The organism is Nostoc foliaceum FACHB-393 (assembly GCF_014698505.1).
GTDB classification, from domain to species: domain Bacteria; phylum Cyanobacteriota; class Cyanobacteriia; order Cyanobacteriales; family Nostocaceae; genus Nostoc; species Nostoc foliaceum_A.
Genome location: NZ_JACJTD010000002.1, coordinates 68,137 through 87,394 on the forward strand (window position 1 = coordinate 68,137; position 19,258 = coordinate 87,394).

At 42.4% G+C, this 19,258-nt stretch carries 19 protein-coding genes; 9 read left to right on the forward strand and 10 right to left on the reverse strand.

What is annotated here, in order from left to right; genetic code table 11:
- Window positions 1-2 precede the first annotated feature (2 nt).
- The 3 genes from pstB (at window position 3) to H6G92_RS02090 (ending at window position 3,587) form a co-directional block, all read left to right on the forward strand.
- Window positions 3-830, forward strand: coding sequence for a phosphate ABC transporter ATP-binding protein PstB (gene pstB, locus H6G92_RS02080; RefSeq protein WP_190890241.1), 828 nt, complete (start codon window positions 3-5; stop codon window positions 828-830).
- A gap of 93 nt (window positions 831-923) precedes the next feature.
- The gene (locus H6G92_RS02085; RefSeq protein WP_190890243.1) at window positions 924-1,349 is read left to right on the forward strand and encodes a hypothetical protein; all 426 of its coding nucleotides are present in this window, start codon (window positions 924-926) and stop codon (window positions 1,347-1,349) included.
- 114 nt (window positions 1,350-1,463) lie between these two features.
- A complete protein-coding gene (locus tag H6G92_RS02090) occupies window positions 1,464-3,587 on the forward strand; it encodes a single-stranded-DNA-specific exonuclease RecJ (RefSeq protein WP_190890245.1) in 2,124 nt (707 codons plus the stop codon).
- A gap of 78 nt (window positions 3,588-3,665) precedes the next feature.
- Here H6G92_RS02090 and psb30 read toward each other — a convergent pair whose 3' ends face one another.
- On the reverse strand, window positions 3,666-3,797 hold the full coding sequence (gene psb30 / locus H6G92_RS02095) for a photosystem II reaction center protein Ycf12/Psb30 (protein ID WP_196510408.1): 132 nt from the start codon (window positions 3,795-3,797) through the stop codon (window positions 3,666-3,668).
- Window positions 3,798-4,002: 205 nt separating this feature from the next.
- Here psb30 and H6G92_RS02100 point away from each other — a divergent pair, with 205 nt between their 5' ends.
- From H6G92_RS02100 to H6G92_RS02110, 3 genes are all read left to right on the forward strand, one after another.
- The gene (locus tag H6G92_RS02100) at window positions 4,003-4,353 is read left to right on the forward strand and encodes a YkgJ family cysteine cluster protein (RefSeq protein ID WP_190890247.1); all 351 of its coding nucleotides are present in this window, start codon (window positions 4,003-4,005) and stop codon (window positions 4,351-4,353) included.
- Between the two features lie 138 nt (window positions 4,354-4,491).
- Window positions 4,492-4,923 (forward strand): TMEM165/GDT1 family protein, encoded by a 432-nt coding sequence (locus H6G92_RS02105; RefSeq protein ID WP_190890249.1) that lies wholly within the window; start codon window positions 4,492-4,494, stop codon window positions 4,921-4,923.
- A 40-nt stretch (window positions 4,924-4,963) separates the two neighbouring features.
- Window positions 4,964-5,266 carry a TMEM165/GDT1 family protein gene (locus tag H6G92_RS02110; RefSeq protein WP_190890251.1) on the forward strand — a complete coding sequence of 101 codons (303 nt, stop codon included), beginning with the start codon at window positions 4,964-4,966 and terminating at the stop codon, window positions 5,264-5,266.
- 140 nt (window positions 5,267-5,406) lie between these two features.
- Here the strand turns inward: H6G92_RS02110 and H6G92_RS02115 are convergent, their stop codons facing one another.
- Window positions 5,407-6,333: a cobalamin-binding protein gene (locus tag H6G92_RS02115; RefSeq protein ID WP_190890253.1), complete on the reverse strand. Its 927-nt coding sequence runs from the start codon at window positions 6,331-6,333 to the stop codon at window positions 5,407-5,409.
- A gap of 547 nt (window positions 6,334-6,880) precedes the next feature.
- Here H6G92_RS02115 and H6G92_RS02120 point away from each other — a divergent pair.
- Window positions 6,881-9,097 carry an ATP-binding protein gene (locus H6G92_RS02120; RefSeq protein ID WP_190890255.1) on the forward strand — a complete coding sequence of 739 codons (2,217 nt, stop codon included), beginning with the start codon at window positions 6,881-6,883 and terminating at the stop codon, window positions 9,095-9,097.
- Window positions 9,098-9,176: 79 nt separating this feature from the next.
- On the opposite strand, the gene H6G92_RS02125 is transcribed toward H6G92_RS02120, so the two are convergent.
- Window positions 9,177-9,638, reverse strand: a complete 462-nt coding sequence (locus tag H6G92_RS02125) for a GNAT family N-acetyltransferase (RefSeq protein ID WP_190890258.1) — start codon at window positions 9,636-9,638, stop codon at window positions 9,177-9,179.
- 63 nt (window positions 9,639-9,701) lie between these two features.
- Window positions 9,702-12,713, reverse strand: a complete 3,012-nt coding sequence (pruA, locus tag H6G92_RS02130) for an L-glutamate gamma-semialdehyde dehydrogenase (RefSeq protein ID WP_190890260.1) — start codon at window positions 12,711-12,713, stop codon at window positions 9,702-9,704.
- Between the two features lie 287 nt (window positions 12,714-13,000).
- On the opposite strand from pruA, the gene H6G92_RS02135 reads away from it, so the two are divergent.
- Together H6G92_RS02135 and H6G92_RS02140 are read left to right on the forward strand one after the other, a co-directional pair.
- The gene (locus tag H6G92_RS02135) at window positions 13,001-13,651 is read left to right on the forward strand and encodes an HD domain-containing protein (protein ID WP_190890262.1); all 651 of its coding nucleotides are present in this window, start codon (window positions 13,001-13,003) and stop codon (window positions 13,649-13,651) included.
- A 116-nt stretch (window positions 13,652-13,767) separates the two neighbouring features.
- Window positions 13,768-14,490, forward strand: coding sequence for a nuclease-related domain-containing protein (locus H6G92_RS02140; protein WP_190890263.1), 723 nt, complete (start codon window positions 13,768-13,770; stop codon window positions 14,488-14,490).
- Window positions 14,491-14,612: 122 nt separating this feature from the next.
- On the opposite strand, the gene H6G92_RS02145 is transcribed toward H6G92_RS02140, so the two are convergent.
- The 6 genes from H6G92_RS02145 to cpcA form a co-directional block, all read right to left on the reverse strand.
- Complete coding sequence (locus H6G92_RS02145; RefSeq protein ID WP_190890264.1) at window positions 14,613-15,332, reverse strand: HEAT repeat domain-containing protein; 720 nt, start codon at window positions 15,330-15,332, stop codon at window positions 14,613-14,615.
- A 170-nt stretch (window positions 15,333-15,502) separates the two neighbouring features.
- On the reverse strand, window positions 15,503-16,348 hold the full coding sequence (locus H6G92_RS02150) for a HEAT repeat domain-containing protein (RefSeq protein WP_190890265.1): 846 nt from the start codon (window positions 16,346-16,348) through the stop codon (window positions 15,503-15,505).
- Window positions 16,323-16,601, reverse strand: coding sequence for a phycobilisome linker polypeptide (locus H6G92_RS02155; RefSeq protein ID WP_190890266.1), 279 nt, complete (start codon window positions 16,599-16,601; stop codon window positions 16,323-16,325). Before H6G92_RS02155 ends, H6G92_RS02150 begins: the two co-directional genes overlap by 26 nt.
- Before the next feature lie 96 nt (window positions 16,602-16,697).
- The gene (locus tag H6G92_RS02160; RefSeq protein ID WP_190890267.1) at window positions 16,698-17,567 is read right to left on the reverse strand and encodes a phycobilisome linker polypeptide; all 870 of its coding nucleotides are present in this window, start codon (window positions 17,565-17,567) and stop codon (window positions 16,698-16,700) included.
- A 165-nt stretch (window positions 17,568-17,732) separates the two neighbouring features.
- Window positions 17,733-18,545 carry a phycobilisome linker polypeptide gene (locus tag H6G92_RS02165; protein WP_190890268.1) on the reverse strand — a complete coding sequence of 271 codons (813 nt, stop codon included), beginning with the start codon at window positions 18,543-18,545 and terminating at the stop codon, window positions 17,733-17,735.
- A 163-nt stretch (window positions 18,546-18,708) separates the two neighbouring features.
- Window positions 18,709-19,197 (reverse strand): phycocyanin subunit alpha, encoded by a 489-nt coding sequence (gene cpcA / locus H6G92_RS02170; RefSeq protein ID WP_190890269.1) that lies wholly within the window; start codon window positions 19,195-19,197, stop codon window positions 18,709-18,711.
- Window positions 19,198-19,258 lie beyond the last annotated feature (61 nt).

Sequence of the window (19,258 nt, forward strand, 5' to 3'; positions counted from 1 at the left end):
AAATGACTTATAGCAATAGTAGAAGTAAATCAGATAGCGCCACAATCGACCAAGATAATGGTGTGTTCAATGTTGAAGGTGTAAAGGTTTTTTATGGGGGGTTTCTGGCACTTTTAGATGTTTACCTAAAAATTCCTGAAAAACAAATCATTGCTTTTATTGGCCCTTCAGGATGTGGTAAAAGTACCTTACTGCGTTGCTTTAATCGGATGAATGATTTAATCCCTGGAGCGAAGGTAGAGGGTAAGTTAAATTACCGCGATCGCAATATTTACGATCCTAAGATAAATTCTGTAAAATTACGACGGCAAGTCGGAATGGTTTTTCAAAGACCGAACCCTTTCCCCAAGTCAATATACGAAAATATTGCCTTTGGTCCGCGTGCTAACGGTTATAAAGGTAACGTTGATGAATTGGTAGAAAATTCCCTCAGACGCGCTGCTATCTGGGATGAAGTCAAAGACAAACTCAAAGAAAAGGGAACTGCATTATCTGGCGGACAACAGCAACGACTTTGTATTGCTCGTGCGATCGCCATGAAGCCAGATGTATTATTAATGGATGAACCATGTTCTGCTCTCGACCCAATTTCTAGCCGCCAAGTAGAAGAACTCTGTTTAGAACTCAAGCAGCAATACACCATCATCATGGTGACACACAATATGCAGCAAGCTTCTAGAGTCGCAGATTTCACGGCTTTCTTCAATACAGAAATTGACGAGCATGGCAAACGTCGCGGAAAATTAGTTGAGTTTAATCCTACAGCCCAAATGTTCAGTTCTCCTCAAACCAAAGAAGCTGAGGATTATATCAGTGGACGCTTTGGTTAAAAACAGATTACAGTTCTAATTCTGGAAAATATGCTGAGGCTTGATAATACTAAATTGAAGTAACATTTTAACTTAGTACTTATACTGTGTATTATGTTTAAGCCTCTGTCATTTGCTTTAGTTGCAGCTACCATTTTAGTTGCATCAATCAATAATCCCAGCAATACTTTAGCTGGAACTTGTGCTTCTAAGTGTGGTTCTCGCCCAATTCAGTTTACGCCTGGGCAAAGCATCCGGGTTGAAGTCGTAAATAGCACACCCAACCTGATCAAAATCCAAAAACCCTCTGGGACTGGTGCAATATCCTTGAGTCCAGGGCAGAAATTAAATTTAGAACAAATAGAGGGTACAGAACCAAATACATCTCTGATATTTTGGAGCGAAACGGGTTTATCACTACAAGCAATTGTCTCGAAACCTAACTTTGGCACATTGCGGCTTGAACTCCGTCCGACTTGGCGCTCTCCAGGCGATCGCTCGTTATATATTATGGATGATGGTAAAATCAACGTGTTTTAGATAGCAAATAGTGTTATTAGTTATGGGTTAAGAAACAACTCTCAATTCAACACTCATAACTCTTGTACAGACGCGATTAATCGCGTCTCTACTCCTAACTCCTAACTTTATATTGTGCTAGACCGACCTGTATCTGAATTATCAAAGCCTCGCAGGCGCTTACCCGATCAGCGCTGGCAAATTTATCCACAAAAGCCAGAAATTTCCCAAAATCTGGCTGTTTTGACAAATATTTCACCGATTATCAGCCAGTTGTTGATTAATCGGGGTATGGAAACACCAGAACAGGTACAAGCATTTTTAAATCCAGAGTCTTTAGTTTTGCCTTCGCCGTTAGAAGATTTCCCGGATTTGGCGATTAGTTTGGAGTTGTTGCAAAATGCGATCGCTTCTCAAACAAAAATCGCTATTTGTGGTGACTACGATGCTGATGGAATGACCAGCACTGCTCTACTTTTGCGTAGTCTCCGCACTTTAGGCGCACAGGTAGATTATGCTATTCCCAGCCGGATGCACGAAGGTTACGGTATTAATAAACGCATAGTTGAAGAATTCCACAGCGAAGGTGTAGGGCTAATTCTGACTGTAGATAATGGCATCTCTGCGTTTGAACCAGTTGCTAGAGCTAGAGAACTTGGTCTTGCAGTTATTATCACCGATCATCACGATATCCCCCAAAAATTACCGCCAGCTAACGCTATCCTCAACCCTAAACTGATAGCTGAATCCTCACCTTATCGGGGTGTTGCTGGTGTTGGTGTCGCCTATATTTTGGCAGTCTCTCTAGCACAACAGCTAGGCGAAACTAAGGGCTTGATTCAGCCGATGCTAGCACTATTTACACTGGGAACGATCGCAGATTTAGCCCCCTTAACAGGCGTGAATCGCCGTTGGGTGAAACGCGGTTTACAGCATTTACCCAAATCCAACTTAGCTGGAGTGCAGGCGTTGATTCAGGTAGGCGGCGTCCAGGCGAGGGGAGATGAGGGAGCAGGGGAGCAGGGGAGCAGGGGGGCAGAGGAGAAAATCCCCAATCCAAAATCCAAAATCCAAAATCCAAAATCGCTAAAGCCTGAAGATATCGGTTTTCGCCTAGGGCCACGAATTAATGCTATTGGTCGAATTGGTAATCCCCAGACTGTGATTGAACTGCTGACTACAGATGATATGGGGGTGGCGCTGGAAAGAGCAATGCAGTGCGAACAAATAAATGCCAGTCGCCAGGAGATGTGTCAGCAAATTGAACAAGAAGCGATCGCTTATGTAGAAGCAGAATTTGTTGCATCTCTACAGCAAGACCGTGTATTAGTTGTTGTTCAACCCAATTGGCATCATGGTGTTATTGGGATTGTCGCCTCCCGCTTGGTTGAACGTTACGGCGTTCCCGTGTTCATCGGTACTTTTGAGGATGAGGGACATATACGCGGTTCTGCACGATCAATTCCAGAGTTTAATGTGTTTGAAGCTTTGGAATATTCTCACGATTTACTCGGCAAATATGGCGGACACAAAGCAGCCGGGGGATTCTCTCTACCAGCAGAGAATTTAAAGATGGTGCGATCGCGTTTGATTGAGTTTGCTAACCAGTGTCTTGAACCGCAGCATCTCAAGCCTCTGCTCAAAATTGATGCCGAAGTTAACCTCAATCACATCAATCAGCAGCTTTATCAACAGCTTAATGCTCTACATCCCTGCGGTATGGACAACCCCGATCCAGTTTTCTGGACACCTAATGTTCAAGTGGTTGAGCAAAAAATCGTTGGGAAGGGTCACATTAAACTGACAATTGCTCAAACTATTGATAATCAAGAATACAAAATTAAAGCGATCGCTTGGCGTTGGGGCGACTATTTCCGCTTACCGCCGCGAGTGGATGTCGCTTATAAACTACGAGAAAATTACTTTAACGGTAACACTACTATCGAGTTAGAGTTAATAGGAGTCAGACTGCCAATTCAGCTTCAACAATTTTTTGCTGCACCACCTACCCCCTCAAGCACCACGTTTGAATACAACCAGCGACAGTATACTTGTGGTTTCTATAAAAACGGTATTGAAGCAGAATTAAGAATTAAAAATTCTGAAGGCAAAGTTTTAGCCATGCAGCCAGGACACATAACCGGTTTACTAGGCACTAATCGCCAAAACGCCAAAGAAGTTGATATCTCTCAACCACAGTATGACACTATTATCCAAGCTGCCCTTCAGGCATTATCAGTACTGAGTGCTGAGTTATGAGTTATGAGTTATGAATTCTTAATTAACTTCTCACTCCTAACTCTTAACTGTTAACTCCTTAGTCAGCACTCAGCACTCTTATAGGTTGCCGTTGCGAAATGCCAGCAAAAAGATTACCACTGGTCCAGCAATCACAATTAGCGCCACGGACAGCAATTGGAAAATAACTTCCCAATTGATACTGGTAAAAGCGTTAAACAAAGCGTCCATTTTTTCTTTTCTCCTCCCAATTGTCTTAAAAAATTCAATAACTTAATTAGGAAACCCGAAATCGATCATATCTGGCTATGGTCTGTTAGATTTAATTTACTTAACAAAATTATAAGAAAAGACATAAAAACGTAAAATAAGGGCATTGGGCATTGATTATTAATTATTCTGCCCTTGCTCCATTGTCCCTAATCCCTAATTCAAAATGGCAACTTGGCAATGTGTAAAGCAATGTGGAGCCTGCTGTAATCTTGATCCAGCAGAGCGTCCAGATTTAGATGAGTATCTCTCTCCACCAGAACTAGAACTCTATCTCAGCATGGTAGGCGAAGCGGGATGGTGCGTTAACTTCGACCATACCACGCGAGAATGCCGTATCTACTCAGATCGTCCTCGCTTCTGCCGTGTGGAATCAGAAGTGTTTCAAGATATGTATGGGGTTGAACCAGAAGAAATTAACGATTTTGCTATTGACTGCTGTCGCCAGCAAATAGAGGGAGTATATGGCGATCGCAGTCTGGAAATACTACGCTTCAATAAAGCTGTTGGGCTGTGAGGAGTATGCAAGAACGCAAAGACACTCCATAATTTTTTTATCTCTATTTATATCTCTATTTATGTAGTTGCAATTTATTACAACAATCTGAGAATATGATAGAAATATGAAAGCAACTTACTAACAAAACTACTGCCTGTGAAACTTGACTCTGCACCTTTGGAGATTTCTGGCATATCTCAAACTGAGATCGAGCTAGAACTGAAAGATAGCAATGATTTGAACTTAACTCGTGCGATCGCCTTGCCAGTTCAGCCTGTAGTTGCCGATAGTCCTCAAAAGCAGCAATCAGCGTTAGTAGTTTTTGGTACAACTTTTGTAACCGTTTTTCTAGCAGAAATTGGAGATAAAACTCAGCTATCCACCCTATTAATGAGTGCAGAATCTCATTCGCCGTGGGTGGTATTTATCGGATCTGCGGCTGCGCTAATAACCACCAGCTTATTAGGCGTGCTTTTAGGTAGTTGGATAGCCACCCGACTCAGCCCAAAAACTGTAGAAAAATCAGCAGGTGTGATGTTGTTAATGATTTCCCTAATGCTGTTTTGGGATGTATTTATTGGTCATTAGTCATTAGAAAAACTCCCCATTTCCCGCTCCCCTTAAACATATGGATTGGCATCTCTTAGGACTGAGCTTTATTACAGTTTTTTTATCAGAATTAGGTGACAAAAGTCAGCTAGCAGCGATCGCACTCTCAGGGCGTTGTAATTCTCCGCGTGCAGTATTTTTTGGTGCAGCAGGCGCATTGCTGTTGACAAGCCTATTGGGATCATTAGCAGGGGGGGCAGTAGCCGAATTATTACCTACACGCTTGTTAAAAGCGATCGCTGCTATAGGATTTGCCATCCTCGCTGCACGCCTGCTGTTATTTAACAATGAACCATCGACGGATTCTGAACAAACACCTTAAAGAAGAATTCACAATTCAGAATCCAGGAATCAGAATTACTCTTCGTGTGGGATTGGAACCTGCCAAGGTTTTAAACCAATATCATAAACATTAGACTCGAATTCATACTGAACTCTGGCTCCTGAGTTCGGAATTCTTCTTTACAAGGGTTCCCAACCTGTTCCTTTGTAGCCATACTGAAAAATTTCTGGATGCAAAATTTCTGCCAAAATTTCTAAAGAATCTACCAGTCGAGGCCCTGGGCGATTGAAGAAAGAATTGCCATCAGTGATGTAAACCCTACCAGCTTGGGTAGCGTGCAGTTTTTCCCACTCTGAACGTTGAGTTAACAAATTGGCTTCTTGGCGAGTGCGATTTAAATCAAAGCCACAGGGCATAAAAACAATTACATCTGGATCGGTTGTTAATAGTGTTTCCCACGGCAAGATGGGAGAAGGCTGACCTGTAGCGCAAAATAAGGACTGTCCTCCTGCTAAATTGACTAATTCAGGAATCCAATTGGCGGCTACCATCATAGGATCAGTCCACTCAATACAGGCGACAGTAGGCTGTTCATTTAAAGAAAGCCCCTGGATTCTTTGCTGACAAATTTTGACGCGAGCTTCTAAATTTTCTATGACTTTTACCGAGTCTACGCCAAAGGTGTTGCCGACTCGCTCAATGTCAGCCCAAATATCCTGGAGAATATTGGGTTGTAAAGAAATAATCTGGGGTTTACTGTTAATGAGTGTGGCAACTGCCTTTTCAACATCGTGTAAGCTGACAGCACAAACATCACACTGGTCTTGAGTGAGAATGTGAGTAGGCTGCAATTGCTCTAAAACATCTGTTTTGATTTGATAAATACTGAGAGCAGATTGCAATAAATTGTTCACTTCATCATGAATTTGGCTGCTGGAGGCATTGGAGTTTAAGCGTGCTTCGGTACAAATGGGGCGATCTTGGATTTCTGGAGGGTAATCGCATTCGTGCGATCGCCCTACAATGGCATTAACCAACCCTAGTGTCGCTAAAATCTCTGTTCCACCGGGAATCAGAGAAACAATTCTTACATTACTATCCGTCATTGCTCCACCTCCACAAAAGCTGGCATTACCTTAATTCTCGCAAAATTTTAGTCATTAGGTATCTTTCTCTAGGAGAATCAAGGGTGTTTTGGTAGTCATCCTGATTAGCTGTGAGGTTGCTCTAAAACTTGAGACTTAAGCCTCAAGTCTAACCATCCATGATTTTGTGCAGTTTCACAAAGAATTGTTATCAGTACTAAGCAACAAATTAACTTACAGCGACTTTTAGGTAATTGAACTACATCACTCCCTACTCGCCAGACCCAAATTCAAAATACTATACTACTTGTAGTTCTTGGTGGAATTACTTAATGGTGAAATTATTCAAAATGCTAATTATACCCTGGCAAAAATCACTGGCATGATGTAACAGAAGTAATGAGCAAAATCTAGTTTAGAACTCGTTATCCAGAATCATAAGATTTGGTGAGAAAAAATATACTTTCCGGTTATGAAAAACCCTATTAAGTAACTGTAGTTATACAAAGACGGTTCTAATTTTTTTGTAGAACTGCAAGACAAAATTATTTCTTCTTGAGGGCAACTAATGCAGGTGGTGTCAGCTAGAAATATTACAGAGCACAAGCAGGCCCAAGAGGCTTTACAAATCAGAGAAAATAGTCGGCGAAAGCAAAGCCAGACGCTCGTACAGCTGGCAAGGAGTAAAACATTTCAGCTAGGTAATCTTAATGCAGTATTAAGAGAAATTACAGAAACTGCTGCTCGGACACTTTTAGTGAAGCGAGTAGGGGTGTGGCTATATAATGAAGGGCGTTCAAAAATTGAATGCATCGATTTATATGATGTAAACACCAAGGAGCATAGCTTTGGTAACTCGCTTTCACAAAAAAATTATCCAGCTTATTTCCAGGCTTTAGAAGAGGAACGTACCATTGCCGCAGATGATGCCAGAAACGATACAAGAACCCAAGAATTATCCGAGTCTTATCTTTCTGTTTTGGGCATCACATCCCTGCTAGATGCACCGATTTGGTTAGAGGGTCGTTTAGTAGGTGTAGTCTGTCACGAACATATAGGCGAAGGTCGCCAATGGACTTTGGAAGAAGAAACTTTTGCTGGCTCGATTGCAGATTTCGTGACCCTGGCTATAGAAGCGAGCGAGCGAAACGTTGTACAGGAAGCACTGCGACACAGTGAGGCGCAATTCCGAGCGATTTTTGAGCGTTCTTCTATTGGCATTGGACTTATAGATATGAAAGCGCAGATAGTCGATACCAATCCGGCACTGTGTGAGATTTTAGGATATAGCCGAGAATATCTATCCGGCAAGCGCTTTACAGATTATATTTCCACACAAAAGGGGGATTCAAAACTTTACAAACAACTGGTGTCAGGAATTCGCACAAACTCAGGGAAAACTTTAAGCTTTGGCTTCCAACCCTCTGAACTTCAAAAGCAGCTTGGCGATAAACATCGCATTGAGATGGAAAGACGCTGCCTGCATCAAAATGGTAGCTTAGTTTGGACTCATATTTCTGTTTCTGTTATACCAGACACCAATGGTGAACCTGAGTTTTTTCTAGCAATGATTGAGGATATTACTGAACGCAAGGAAACAGAATTGAAACTGCGTGCTTCTCAAGAAGCAGCAGAAGCTGCTAGTCGGGCAAAAAGTGAATTTTTAGCAACCATGAGCCATGAGTTGCGAACGCCTCTCAATGCGATTATGGGCTTGTCAGAGTTGTTGCAACAAGAAATAGTCGGTTCTCTGAATGAAAAACAGAACGAATATGTAAGTTGTATATATAGTAGTGGTGAACATCTGCTGGCACTGATTAACGATATCCTTGACTTATCTAAGGTAGAAGCAGGCAAAGAGGAACTGTTACTCTCACCTTTACCAGTATCAGATTTATGTAATTATGCCATGTGGACAGTGCGCGATCGCGCCTTAGAAAAAGGATTGGAACTCACCTGTAAAATTGATCTAGAAGAGGATATTTGTATTGCTGATGAGCGGCGCATTAAGCAAATGCTACTCAACCTGCTCACTAATGCTATTAAATTCACCCCGGCCGGTCAGGTATCGCTGGTAGTGAAAAAAGTACCGCAAGGAACTACGTTTACAGTTTCAGATACTGGAATTGGTATAGACTCAAGTCAGTTTCAATTTTTATTTGAACCGTTTAAACAGCTTGACAGTCAGTTAAATCGGCAGTATGAAGGCACAGGTTTGGGTTTGGCTTTAACGCGCAAATTAGCGCGTTTGCATGGTGGAGATGTGACGGTTACATCGACTTTGGGAGAAGGGAGTCAGTTCACTCTGTTTTTACCAAATCCAGTGTTTTCCCCAACAGAAGAGGATGAAGGAGTTGAGGAAGACAAGGGAGAAAATTTTACTTTATCCTCCTTGTCCTCCTCCCCAGCCATCCCCAAAAATAAAACTATTTTGCTTGTGGAGAAAGAAGAAAAAACTGCCACTGTGTTGCAAGATTATCTCCACACAATTGGCTACAAAGTTAAGTGGATAGATAATGAAAAAGAATTTTTGAACCAAGTGCAAAATTTCCAACCAGATTTAGTTTTTTTTGATTTCCAGTTAATCAGTGATGTTAGTATCTTAAATTTGTTAAATATCATTAGACAAGATCCCGCGTGGGAAAATACGCCGATTGTAATGATGACCTTTAGCGAACCTTTAGAAGAGGAAATGACTATGATGCAAGGTAGTGCTAATGACTATCTAGTTAAGCCAATTCGGACAGTCCAGCTAGAATCATTATTGATGCGATACTTGAGCTAATTATAATAGGAAAAGCGAGGTTTTTGGATTGAGGAGTAATGTAGTTAAATTCATTGAAAACCTCTTTAATTATGACTGATTAAAAAAATATTTTATTTATTCGGACTGTGAGTTTTTTTCTCATTGTCACATGGTGAATACTAGCTTCTTCAAATATTTCTCCTTCTTCTACAAAATCCAATTTTTTGTACAAATTTTTTACATATTCTTGGGCGTGAATCACAACTTCTGGAATATTTTTGTTAGCTATTACCTGTAATGCATGTTCCATAATTTTTGTACCAATACCCTGCCCTCTAGCTGTAGATAACACAGCAAGCCTTTCTATCTTGGCAGTTTTATCATCCAAATATCTAATTCTGGCAGTACCAATAGCTTCCTTATCTAAATAAGCAATCAAATGCTCAGATATTTGATCTTTACCGTCAAATTCTAAAGCCGGAGCTACCTTTTGTTCTTCCTGAAAAACTGCTCGCCTAATTGCTTGAATTGCGGGAAATTCTTCAGGTAATTCAGCAACTTTTATAACTAAATTACTCATCAAACTCTTTCTGCGGTTCAATCATCAAATAAGTAGGGCATATGCCCTACTTATTCTTGTAGTTTAATCTGCCCCTTCAATTGGTGCAAAACCTTGGCGCTGAATATTTTCTGTCACCGCGCGTGGTTCCAGGAATTGTAGGAGGTAATCAGGGCCACCTGCTTTAGAACCTACTCCAGAAAGTTTGAATCCGCCAAAGGGTTGCCGTCCAACGATCGCTCCGGTAATATTACGGTTGATATACAAATTACCGACTTCAAATTCTACCTGCGCCTGCTGAATGTGCGAAGGTGTTCTAGAATAAAGTCCTCCAGTCAAAGCGTAGTTTGTACCATTGGCAACTGTTAGTGCTTCCTGGAAATCTTTCACCCGAATTACCGCCAGCACAGGGCCAAAAATTTCTTGCTGGGAAATTACTGCATTTGGCGAGACTTCGCTAAAGATGACAGGCCCGATAAAATATCCTTGTTCGGGTGCTGGTAGTTCTAAGGCTAGTTGTGCTTCTGCCTTACCCTTCTCAATATACTCGCGGATGCGATCGCGGGCATTAGCATCAATCACCGGCCCAACTTGTGTACTCGGTAACTCTGCTTCCCCAATGTTCAAGGATTTTGTCGCTTCCACCAACCGCTGCACAAAAGCATCATAAATCGGTTGCAGCACAATCACCCTGGAAGCAGCAGAACATTTTTGGCCGCTGTAACCAAATGCCGACTGCACTACCCCCACAACAGCTTGGTCTAAATCAGCACTTTCATCGACAATAATGGCATTCTTACCACCCATTTCAGCAATCACCCGTTTCATGTGCTTTTGTCCGGGTTTTAAAGTTGCCGCTTCCGCGTAAATTCTACAGCCAACTTCCTGAGAACCAGTAAAAGCAATTACATGAGTATCTGGATGATTTACCAAATAAGCGCCGACTTGCGAACCCTTCCCAGGTACGTATTGAAATACACCTTTTGGAAAGCCAGCCTCGATTAAGATTTCTGTAAGTTTTGCCGTAATTACAGAAGATGTTTCCGCAGGTTTGAGGAGAGTACAATTGCCTGAAACTAAAGCTGCGACAGTCATTCCACAAGCGATCGCTAGCGGAAAATTCCAGGGTGAAATAACTACAGCAATCCCTCGTGGCTGGTAAATATAACGATTAGTTTCACCAGGAATGTCGTAATTCACACCTTCTTCTAGCCGTTCAATCTCATCAGCGTAGTAACGACAAAAGTCTATCGCTTCCGAAACCTCTCCATCGGCTTCCTTAACTGGTTTCCCAACTTCCAAAACTATCCAAGCTGAAAGTTCGGCGCGGCGGAGTTCCATCAAATCACCCGCTTTCCGCAAAATATCAGCGCGTTGTTTAGCTGGTGTTTTCCTCCATCCAGGAAACGCCGCTTTAGCAGCTTGCATCGCCTGTTCAGCTTGTTCAACACTAATCAACCCAACTTTACCGATTACTTCACTGAAATTAGAAGGATTGAGAGAATCAACAAATTCCGGCGTATTAACATATTCGCCATTAATTAGGGGTAAATAAGTTTTCCCCAACTGTTGACGAACGCTTTGGAAAGCTTGCGCCATCTTCCTTCTCACCTCTTCCTCAGCGTAATCGGTATCAGCCGCACCGAGGAAATGAGAGTGAGCAGTTTGGAGAGACGCGATTAATCGCGTCTGTACGTTAGGAGTTAAAGAGTTTTTTTCTTCTTTGACAATCGGCGGCGCTAATAATTCCTCAATCGGTCGATTTTCGAGATTTTGCCGTAAGAAAGAACTATTAGCTGTATTTTCCAACAACCGCCGAATTAAATACGCCATTCCAGGTAATAATTCACCGTAGGGACAGTAAACTCTGACTCGATAACCCCTGTCAACCAACGCCTTTGCAACTTTATCACCCATACCGTAGAGGACTTGCAATTCAAAGCGACGGCGAGGGACATTTAAACTTTCAGCTATGGCAATGGCGCGAGAGTGCGATCGCACATTATGGCTACCAATGGCAGAATACACATATTGATGATTTTCTAACAACAACTGAGTGATGGTTTCAAAGTTAACATCAGTTGCCGCTTTATCGTTGTAAACTGGCTGCGGCCAATGCTTCTGCGCTGCTTTGATGGTTTCTTGATCCCAATACGCGCCTTTTACCAAACGGATTGTCAGGGGATAACCACGTTCTTTCAACCAAGAAATTAGGTCATTGGTATCTTGTTCACTATCACGCAGATATGCTTGGATTGTCATGCCAATATCTGTGCGTTGCCGAAACTCTTCTTCTAGTAAGAGTTTTTTCAAGATGCTGAGAGTTATGTCTTTATAGGCATACTGTTCCATATCAAAATGCACAGCTGCGCCCAACTCTTTAGCACGACGTAAGAGAATCCGAATGCGATCGCTAACTCGCTCCTCACTACCTTTAGCATCTAATGGGTCAAATTGAGAATAAAACGCCGTTAATTTAACAGAAACCTGAACTTTTGGTATTGGTTCGCCATCAGCCTCATCAATAGCCGGTATAGCTGTCCAATTCTTCGATGCTTCCACCAACTGTTGCATTAATTCTAGATAGCGTTCTAGATAAGATTGCGCTTCGGCTTCGGTAATTACTGCTTCACCAAGTAAGTCGATGGTGAAAGCCATTTTTTCTTTTCGCAGTCGTTCAACTGTTTTGATGACTTGTTTAATATTTTCCCCAGAAATATATTTATGGGCAAGAGTTTCAACCGCTGTACCAACAGTTGTAGCAGCAACTTGTCCTGGCATCGAGTCGGGGTTAGCAAAGTTTAGCATTCCCTTCAAAGCTGCCGGTAATTCTACAGATTCATCTCCTAAATATTCTTGTAAATGTGAGGCAATTTCTGATTTACTGTGCAAAGCAGGTAGCGTATCTATAAAGCGAAATAGTTGCACCCGCAACCCAGGATTACTCATCGCCCAAGCTAGTAATTTATCATCCCAGCGCATTTGATCCCGCAGGGAAGAAAAAAACGAACGATTTTCCTGCGTTGCTGCGAGAAGTTGTTTAGCAATTTCTTGGGTTTTAGCTTCGTAGGCGCTTGTTTGTACTTGTAATACCACTGATAGTAAACTCCTTAATTAAGGCAAGGCTTTTTGTACAAAGCCTGTGTCTTCTATTTTGACGCTTTCATTTAGCTGTCACCATATTTAGTGGGGAGTAAAGAAGGGAATAGGTTACAGGGTACAGATTATTCCCTATAACCTCTCACCTGTCTCCTCTCCCCTAATCACAATGCCCAATTGAATAACAAATGTTATCCTTTTGTTGATCTATTTCTAACTTGATTGACAGATGTTGCAACACAAGAGATTAGCTCAGTCATACTAAGAGTGTGAATACTACATTTATGCCTACAGAAAACCTCACGCATATTTTATTTTCTAACTGGAAACACACACTCCAACTCTTTGGCGTTGACCAGATAGCGGCTGATAAAGCCTTTAATCCTTTGGTTGCAGCTTACTCTACCCCTAATCGCTACTACCATACACTGAAACACATTGATCACGTCCTCAGCACAATTCAGATTTTACAAGGCTACACCAACAACCTAGCTGCTGTTCAACTAGCTGCCTGGTTCCACGATGTAGTATATAACACTGAAGCTCAAGATAATGAAGAACGAAGTGCAGACTATGCTTTGGAATTGCTGAGTAATTTGGGTATTCCAGAAAGTACCATAGCTACTGTCACCCGTCTTATTCTGAACACTAAAGATCACCAAGCTGCGGTAGATGATTGTGATAGCCAAGTTTTACTTGATGCAGATTTAGCGATTTTGGCTACTAACCAAGTGCAGTATGGAGAATACACTCATGCCATTCGCCAGGAATATAGCTGGGTGTCAGAGGCAGAGTATATCACAGGTCGTCAGCAGGTTTTAGAACGATTTTTAAAGCGATCGCGTATCTACTTTACGCCTTTAATGTTAGAGTTCGCCGAACCATCTGCTCGTGGCAATATCCAGGGAGAAATTCACTCTTTGTTGTCTCGTTAGCTTTATCACTGTTAGTAGCATGAAATTTTTTCTATATGAATTAGGGGAGAGCGATTTCCCTCCAATTCTGGGAACTCTAAAAATGGCGGTTACTGACAAACATTACTACAATTTTGATGAGAACTCTTCAACAATCACCCTCACTTAGGGCAGTATTCCAACAAAAAATCGACACCAAAAAATCTACCAAACACCAAGAAATTCATGAAAGATTAGGTGATGGCTTTTTAGGTGGGTTGGGTTCATTCATGTTTGAATTTAACCAAGCAAGAAATAAATTCAAAGGCAATATGGGGGAATGGGGAGTATCACTACTTTTGCAATCTTTCCCCGATACATGGGTGATATTTAATAATGCTTTAATCCCCACTAGCTCAGGCTCTCTAACGGAAATAGACCATTTAATTATCGGTGAAAGTGGTGTTTTTTTAGTAGAGGTCAAAACCTGGAAAGGTTCATTTAGCGCTTATAAAGATAAATGGAAACGGCGTGAAGGTAACAATTGGGTAGCAGTTGACAATAGTCCCACTTCTCAAAGTATTTATCATCAAAAAATGTTTAGTCAGTGGATTACTTCATTAATGCCTAACCTTCCTAATGGGTTTGTTGCGGCTCCAGTAGTTTTCCCAATTGCTAAATGGATAGGAGCAAATGATTGCTCAGTTCCAGTTTTACAAGGTATCCCTGCACTGCTACAGATGATAAATAGTTCTCCTGATTGTTTAGCACCAATACAAGTACAGGCAATTACCCAAGCCGTTGAAAACTTGATACTGACTACAAACACTAAACCGATTCCTAAGCCTAAACCTGTTAAGCGCCAGAATCCTATAATTTGAGTTTATTAAGTGCGTGAGGGTTAGGCAGAAGGCTTGGCCATTGATGTGTACGGCGGCAATATGCCAATAGTCGCTGCCTTCTCCCTCTGGTATCACTTATAAATTTGTTGGAAATCCCTTAGTTAACGTCTGCCACCGCCACGATGAGGCACTTCAGTCTCGTGTAGCTTTCTTTTAGGTGCAAAGACTTCTTGATATTGCTGCTGCTGAATTTTTTCCTGTGCAAACTTGACACGGGTACGAACTCCGAGATCAACATCTGTATCGAAAATTTGCTGAAGTTGATTTGTAATGCGCGACGCTTGATCGGGTAAGGTGACTACTATGGCAATGGCTAGTGTTTCTAAACTCGTCACTACTGCATAGCGCACTACCCACTCTGGATCTTGAGAAATGAGTAATAGCGCCTCTAATACCTGAGTCTGAATAGATTCTAGTTTTTCAGGCGCTACTTGATGCCAGCGCAAAGTGCCTAATCCCCTGGCAGCGGCCCGCCGCACACTCAGGGAAAAATCGGTTTTTGCTGCCTCTAACAATGTATCCAGCGCCCGGACATCGCCAATTCCCGCTAAGGCACGAATAGCCCAGGCTCTAGCGCCGTAGTTGTAGTCATCAATGAGTTGCAATAGTGGCGGTACTGCAACTTCCCCGATCGCAATCAGTCCATCTACCGCCGCCACCGCCGCCCCTGGATTGTTGTAGCCCAAAGCTGCAATGAGAGTAGGAACAGCTTCCTCTATACCAGCTGCTGCTAACTCCTGAACTGCGTCTAATAAGCGATCCGAGGAATCTGCTTCTTCTACAGCACGGATCAATATTTGGGCAAGTTCACTGTTATTCATAATAATTTTTCATGTGTAATTAGTCGTCAGCCAATTGTAGCTTAAGTTATCAGTATTTGACATCATACATAAACCCCCTAGCCCTGATTTTGCAGTAGGGTTGGGGGTTTATGTGTGGTGAACATTTGGTTTAAAGGTATTAATGACAACTCATCATCTAGAATTTATGACTACAACAGCGAGTCCATCAAATGCATCACTTTAATCGCACCTTCTGACAAAATGCTTGGTGTTATGTGATTGACTTGATGTTCTAGTAATCCTTTCAGAGAAATTAGCTTTAGGCTATTTTCCGCAAGAGTCTGTGCGATCGCATCTGCTGCGGGTAGATACCCAATCGCTCCCAAATCTGCCAACACTGCCCGACGCAATTGCAATTTCTCACCCGCTAAAGCTTGTACCAACCGTTCTCCATAAACTGGTTCTTGGGTTAATTGATACATCGCTCGTGCAGCAGCATATTGCACCAATTCGATTGGATGCTCTAAAAATGGCTTTACTAAAGGGATGAACTCAGTTGCCCTCAAAGTTCCCAAGGCTTCTAAGAGGGCATCGTAGGGTTGAGATAAATCAGGCTGCTCTGATACAAGCTGCTCTCCCTGTAAACCTAGTCTTAATAGATTGATCAGGGCAGGAATGCAAACCGGATCGCCTAGCATTTCTAAGGATTGAACCGCTGCTTCGCGCACATAAAAATCTGAGCAGTCTAAACACACAATTAAAGGTAACACTGCTTGGCGATCGCCTAGTTTCCCTAAGGCCCTAGCTGCGTTCCGTCGCAGAGGATATCCGCCTTCTGGTGTTCTGTCGGCTTCATCCTCTAACGCTTTGATCAGTGCTGTAATCGCAGCTGCTTCACCTATGCGAAATCGGCCCAACCACCAAGCAGCATAAAACCGCAGACCTAAATCTGCACTTTCAAGATTAGCGATCGCTTGCTCTACTGTTAAAGATTCACCGTCGGCATTGTCACCTATTGGTGATAAATCTTCAATTTTCTGCGGACTGGGATTCATGAGAAGAATGATCGCTCTGTTCGCTATCTGTTTTAGCCTCAGCATTCAATGGCTGAATACTGACTATTCTGCCACCCAAGCGAGTAATTCGCTGCATTTCTTGATTCATCCGATTTTCAGGCACCGTGATAAACACGCTGCCACTAGAACGAATGGGATAGCCGACTTTTTCCGTTTCTTCGCTTTGGCGCAGACCAACTACTTCATAGCGGAAGGAGCGATTACTATTTCTACCACTAATTTGTCCAAGCATAAACCAACTCCAAATTTATAAATCGAAGTTGTCATTAGTCTTTTGTCTTTTGCCAATTACCAATGACTAATGACCAATGACTAATGACCATTGACACTAAAGCGGCTTCACACTGGCGATTTTACCACCTTGTTTTACCACTCTCTGGAAGTAACTAGATAGTTCTTCATAAGGTATAACTACAGCTTGATTGACACGGCGGGTGCTAGGATAGCCAGCTCCAAAAACGCCTGCTACTTCAACGCGGTAGAGTCTGCCTTCTTTGCCAAAAGTTCCTGCACCACCAAAGGTACTGTTGGGGGTAACGCCTTTTCCAGGAGCAACGTAGGAAAAACCTGAAGGGCCACCAGATGGAGGAACAACAACAGATGCACTATTACGACCTAGTTCGGCAGCAAGGCGAGAGGAATTGCCTTTGAGTTGGGAGGTATCGCTACTAGCATAGCCGCGATAAAGTTGGAATATCCGGCTAAATCCAACAGTTTTTTGACCTGTTTGAGTTGCAAAGCCGCGATAGAAAGGCACAATATTTTCACCAAAGCTACTTTGATACTCTGGCGAATCAATATAGGAATCAATGTCGGCTTCATATCCCTTGGTTTGATACAAGTCTAAGTGATAGACTACCTCAGACTCATCATAGGGAGCACGACCCAACAAATGTTTATAGTTCAGTTCAATGACGCGAGTTTGAAAACTGTTGTAGAAAAATTTGGTTTTGTACAGTTCTGATTTAGCTACTTGACGTACAAACTCTTGGACTGTAATTTTTCCATCGCGCAGAATAGATTCAGCACTTGTGAGGCGCTCAGATTTCATTAAGTAATCGTTGCCCAACAATTGACGATAGACGGCAGTAATTACTCTCTCTATATCTTCTTTAGTTGCATTTGGACGCAATTCTACAGGAGAGTTATCACTAAAAGCTTCTGTTCCCAGACGGGAAGCTGCTGTTGTAATAGCCATTGGTAATTTTCCTTTTGTAATTTAGTAATTGGTAAAAGTGAGGAGTTAGGTGTTAACAGCTGAGAGTTGGGGTATAGTTAGGAATTCAAAACTCATAACTTCTAACTTCTAACTCCTCACTCCTCACCGAACTCCTAACTCCTCACTTAATTCCCGATTCCCTATTTATACGGCAGTAATGCTAATAACCTTACTGCCCTTACGATTAAGCTGCTGCAATTTACTAGAAAGTTGCTCGTAGGGAACGAGTAACTCCGCAGTACCGCGCCGCACTACAGCTGAGTTTGGAGAAGCTGCTTGTAGTACTCTAATCCGGTATGTTTCTCCTCGACCACCTGTTGAGAGACCTGTTAAGGCTCCTGTAGAGACTGGGTAGATAGGTGAAGCCAGATTCTTAGCTACTTCCCAAGTTAGCCGTCCTTGTTTTTGCCCTTGAGCGCGATCGCTATTGGCATAACCCCGATACAGTTGGAATAGTCGGCTATAGCCAACATTTTTCTGCCCTACTTGGCTTTGAAAGCCACGATAGTATGGGACAATATTTTCGCCAAAGCTTTCTTGATATTCTTGCGAGTCTATGTATGAGTTAATCTCAGCTTCGTAACCTTGTGAGTTGTAAAGCTCAACGTGGTACGAAATTTCTGACTCATCTTCGGGGGCACGACCCAATAAATGCTTATAATTCAACTCGATAAATCGAATTTGCGAGTTTGAATGGAAAAACTTCTCCCGATATAGTTCCGACTGAGCAATGGCTAGCACAAACCCCCGAACTGAAATCACACCTTGCTGCAACAGTGATTCTGCACTGACAAGACGCTCTCCTTCCAGCAGGTATGAATTTCCCAAAACTTGACGGTAAGCTGCTCGGATGATCACTTGCACATCCGCTTCTGTTCTATCGGGACGTAGTTCTGCCAGTCCTGAGTTTTCAAAGGCTCCAATTCCTAGCCTTGTGGCTTGTCCCAAAGCTGCCATTTTTAAACCTCCTCAGTTTTAACTGCAAAACTGAAAACTTTTTAGAAAAATTTTTTCTAGTCTTTTAACAGTCTTTTGAAAATAAAACTGCCCAGAAAGGTAAACCAACTCCTAGCTATCTGCCAACAGAGCTTGTTTTCCTTTCCGGGCTAAATACACTCTATTAGCTTAGAGCGTTAATTGCGTAGTCGATGTAGGAATTAGCTTCTACAGCAGGGTCACCACTTAGACCGTGGTTAGCCTTGATGTACTTGAGAGCTTCAACGTACCAGCTGGGAGATAGATCGAAAGTGCGGTTGATTTCAGCCAAGCCAGAAATCAAGAAGTCATCCAAGGGGCCCGTACCACCGACAACTAAGGAATAGGTAACGATCCGCAGGTAGTAGCCGATGTCACGCGCACACTTTGCTTTACCAGTGCTGGTAGAAGCGAAGTTAGGACCTTGTTGTTGAGTTGTGTAGGGGAACTTGTTGTACACCGCTTGAGCAGCGCCTTCTGTCAAACGTTGAGCATTAGCAGACAAGCTTTTTGCTGCTTCTAAGCTAGCTGGAGCTTGACGGAAACGACCAAAAGCGGTTTGAATTTCTGTGCTGGAGAGAAAGCGACCTTGAGAATCTGCTGCTGCAACTGCTTCGGTAAGAGGTGTCTTCATGGGTTTAGTATCTCCCTATTTACAATTTTGTTGAAATTTGTTTTGTCTAACTGACAGTTGT

Bases quoted from the DNA above. Each gene is read 5' to 3' on its own strand.
- H6G92_RS02140 (WP_190890263.1), top strand. From the start codon at position 13,768: ATGAGAACTCTTCAACAATCACCCTCACTTAGGGCAGTATTCCAACAA.
- psb30 (WP_196510408.1), bottom strand. From the start codon at position 3,797: ATGGACGCTTTGTTTAACGCTTTTACCAGTATCAATTGGGAAGTTATT.
- H6G92_RS02155 (WP_190890266.1), bottom strand. From the start codon at position 16,601: ATGCTTGGACAAATTAGTGGTAGAAATAGTAATCGCTCCTTCCGCTAT.
- H6G92_RS02115 (WP_190890253.1), bottom strand. From the start codon at position 6,333: ATGACGGATAGTAATGTAAGAATTGTTTCTCTGATTCCCGGTGGAACA.
- H6G92_RS02135 (WP_190890262.1), top strand. From the start codon at position 13,001: ATGCCTACAGAAAACCTCACGCATATTTTATTTTCTAACTGGAAACAC.
- H6G92_RS02100 (WP_190890247.1), top strand. From the start codon at position 4,003: ATGGCAACTTGGCAATGTGTAAAGCAATGTGGAGCCTGCTGTAATCTT.
- H6G92_RS02125 (WP_190890258.1), bottom strand. From the start codon at position 9,638: ATGAGTAATTTAGTTATAAAAGTTGCTGAATTACCTGAAGAATTTCCC.
- H6G92_RS02120 (WP_190890255.1), top strand. From the start codon at position 6,881: ATGCAGGTGGTGTCAGCTAGAAATATTACAGAGCACAAGCAGGCCCAA.
- H6G92_RS02145 (WP_190890264.1), bottom strand. From the start codon at position 15,332: ATGAATAACAGTGAACTTGCCCAAATATTGATCCGTGCTGTAGAAGAA.
- cpcA (WP_190890269.1), bottom strand. From the start codon at position 19,197: ATGAAGACACCTCTTACCGAAGCAGTTGCAGCAGCAGATTCTCAAGGT.
- H6G92_RS02085 (WP_190890243.1), top strand. From the start codon at position 924: ATGTTTAAGCCTCTGTCATTTGCTTTAGTTGCAGCTACCATTTTAGTT.
- H6G92_RS02150 (WP_190890265.1), bottom strand. From the start codon at position 16,348: ATGAATCCCAGTCCGCAGAAAATTGAAGATTTATCACCAATAGGTGAC.
- H6G92_RS02110 (WP_190890251.1), top strand. From the start codon at position 4,964: ATGGATTGGCATCTCTTAGGACTGAGCTTTATTACAGTTTTTTTATCA.
- H6G92_RS02160 (WP_190890267.1), bottom strand. From the start codon at position 17,567: ATGGCTATTACAACAGCAGCTTCCCGTCTGGGAACAGAAGCTTTTAGT.
- H6G92_RS02165 (WP_190890268.1), bottom strand. From the start codon at position 18,545: ATGGCAGCTTTGGGACAAGCCACAAGGCTAGGAATTGGAGCCTTTGAA.
- pstB (WP_190890241.1), top strand. From the start codon at position 3: ATGACTTATAGCAATAGTAGAAGTAAATCAGATAGCGCCACAATCGAC.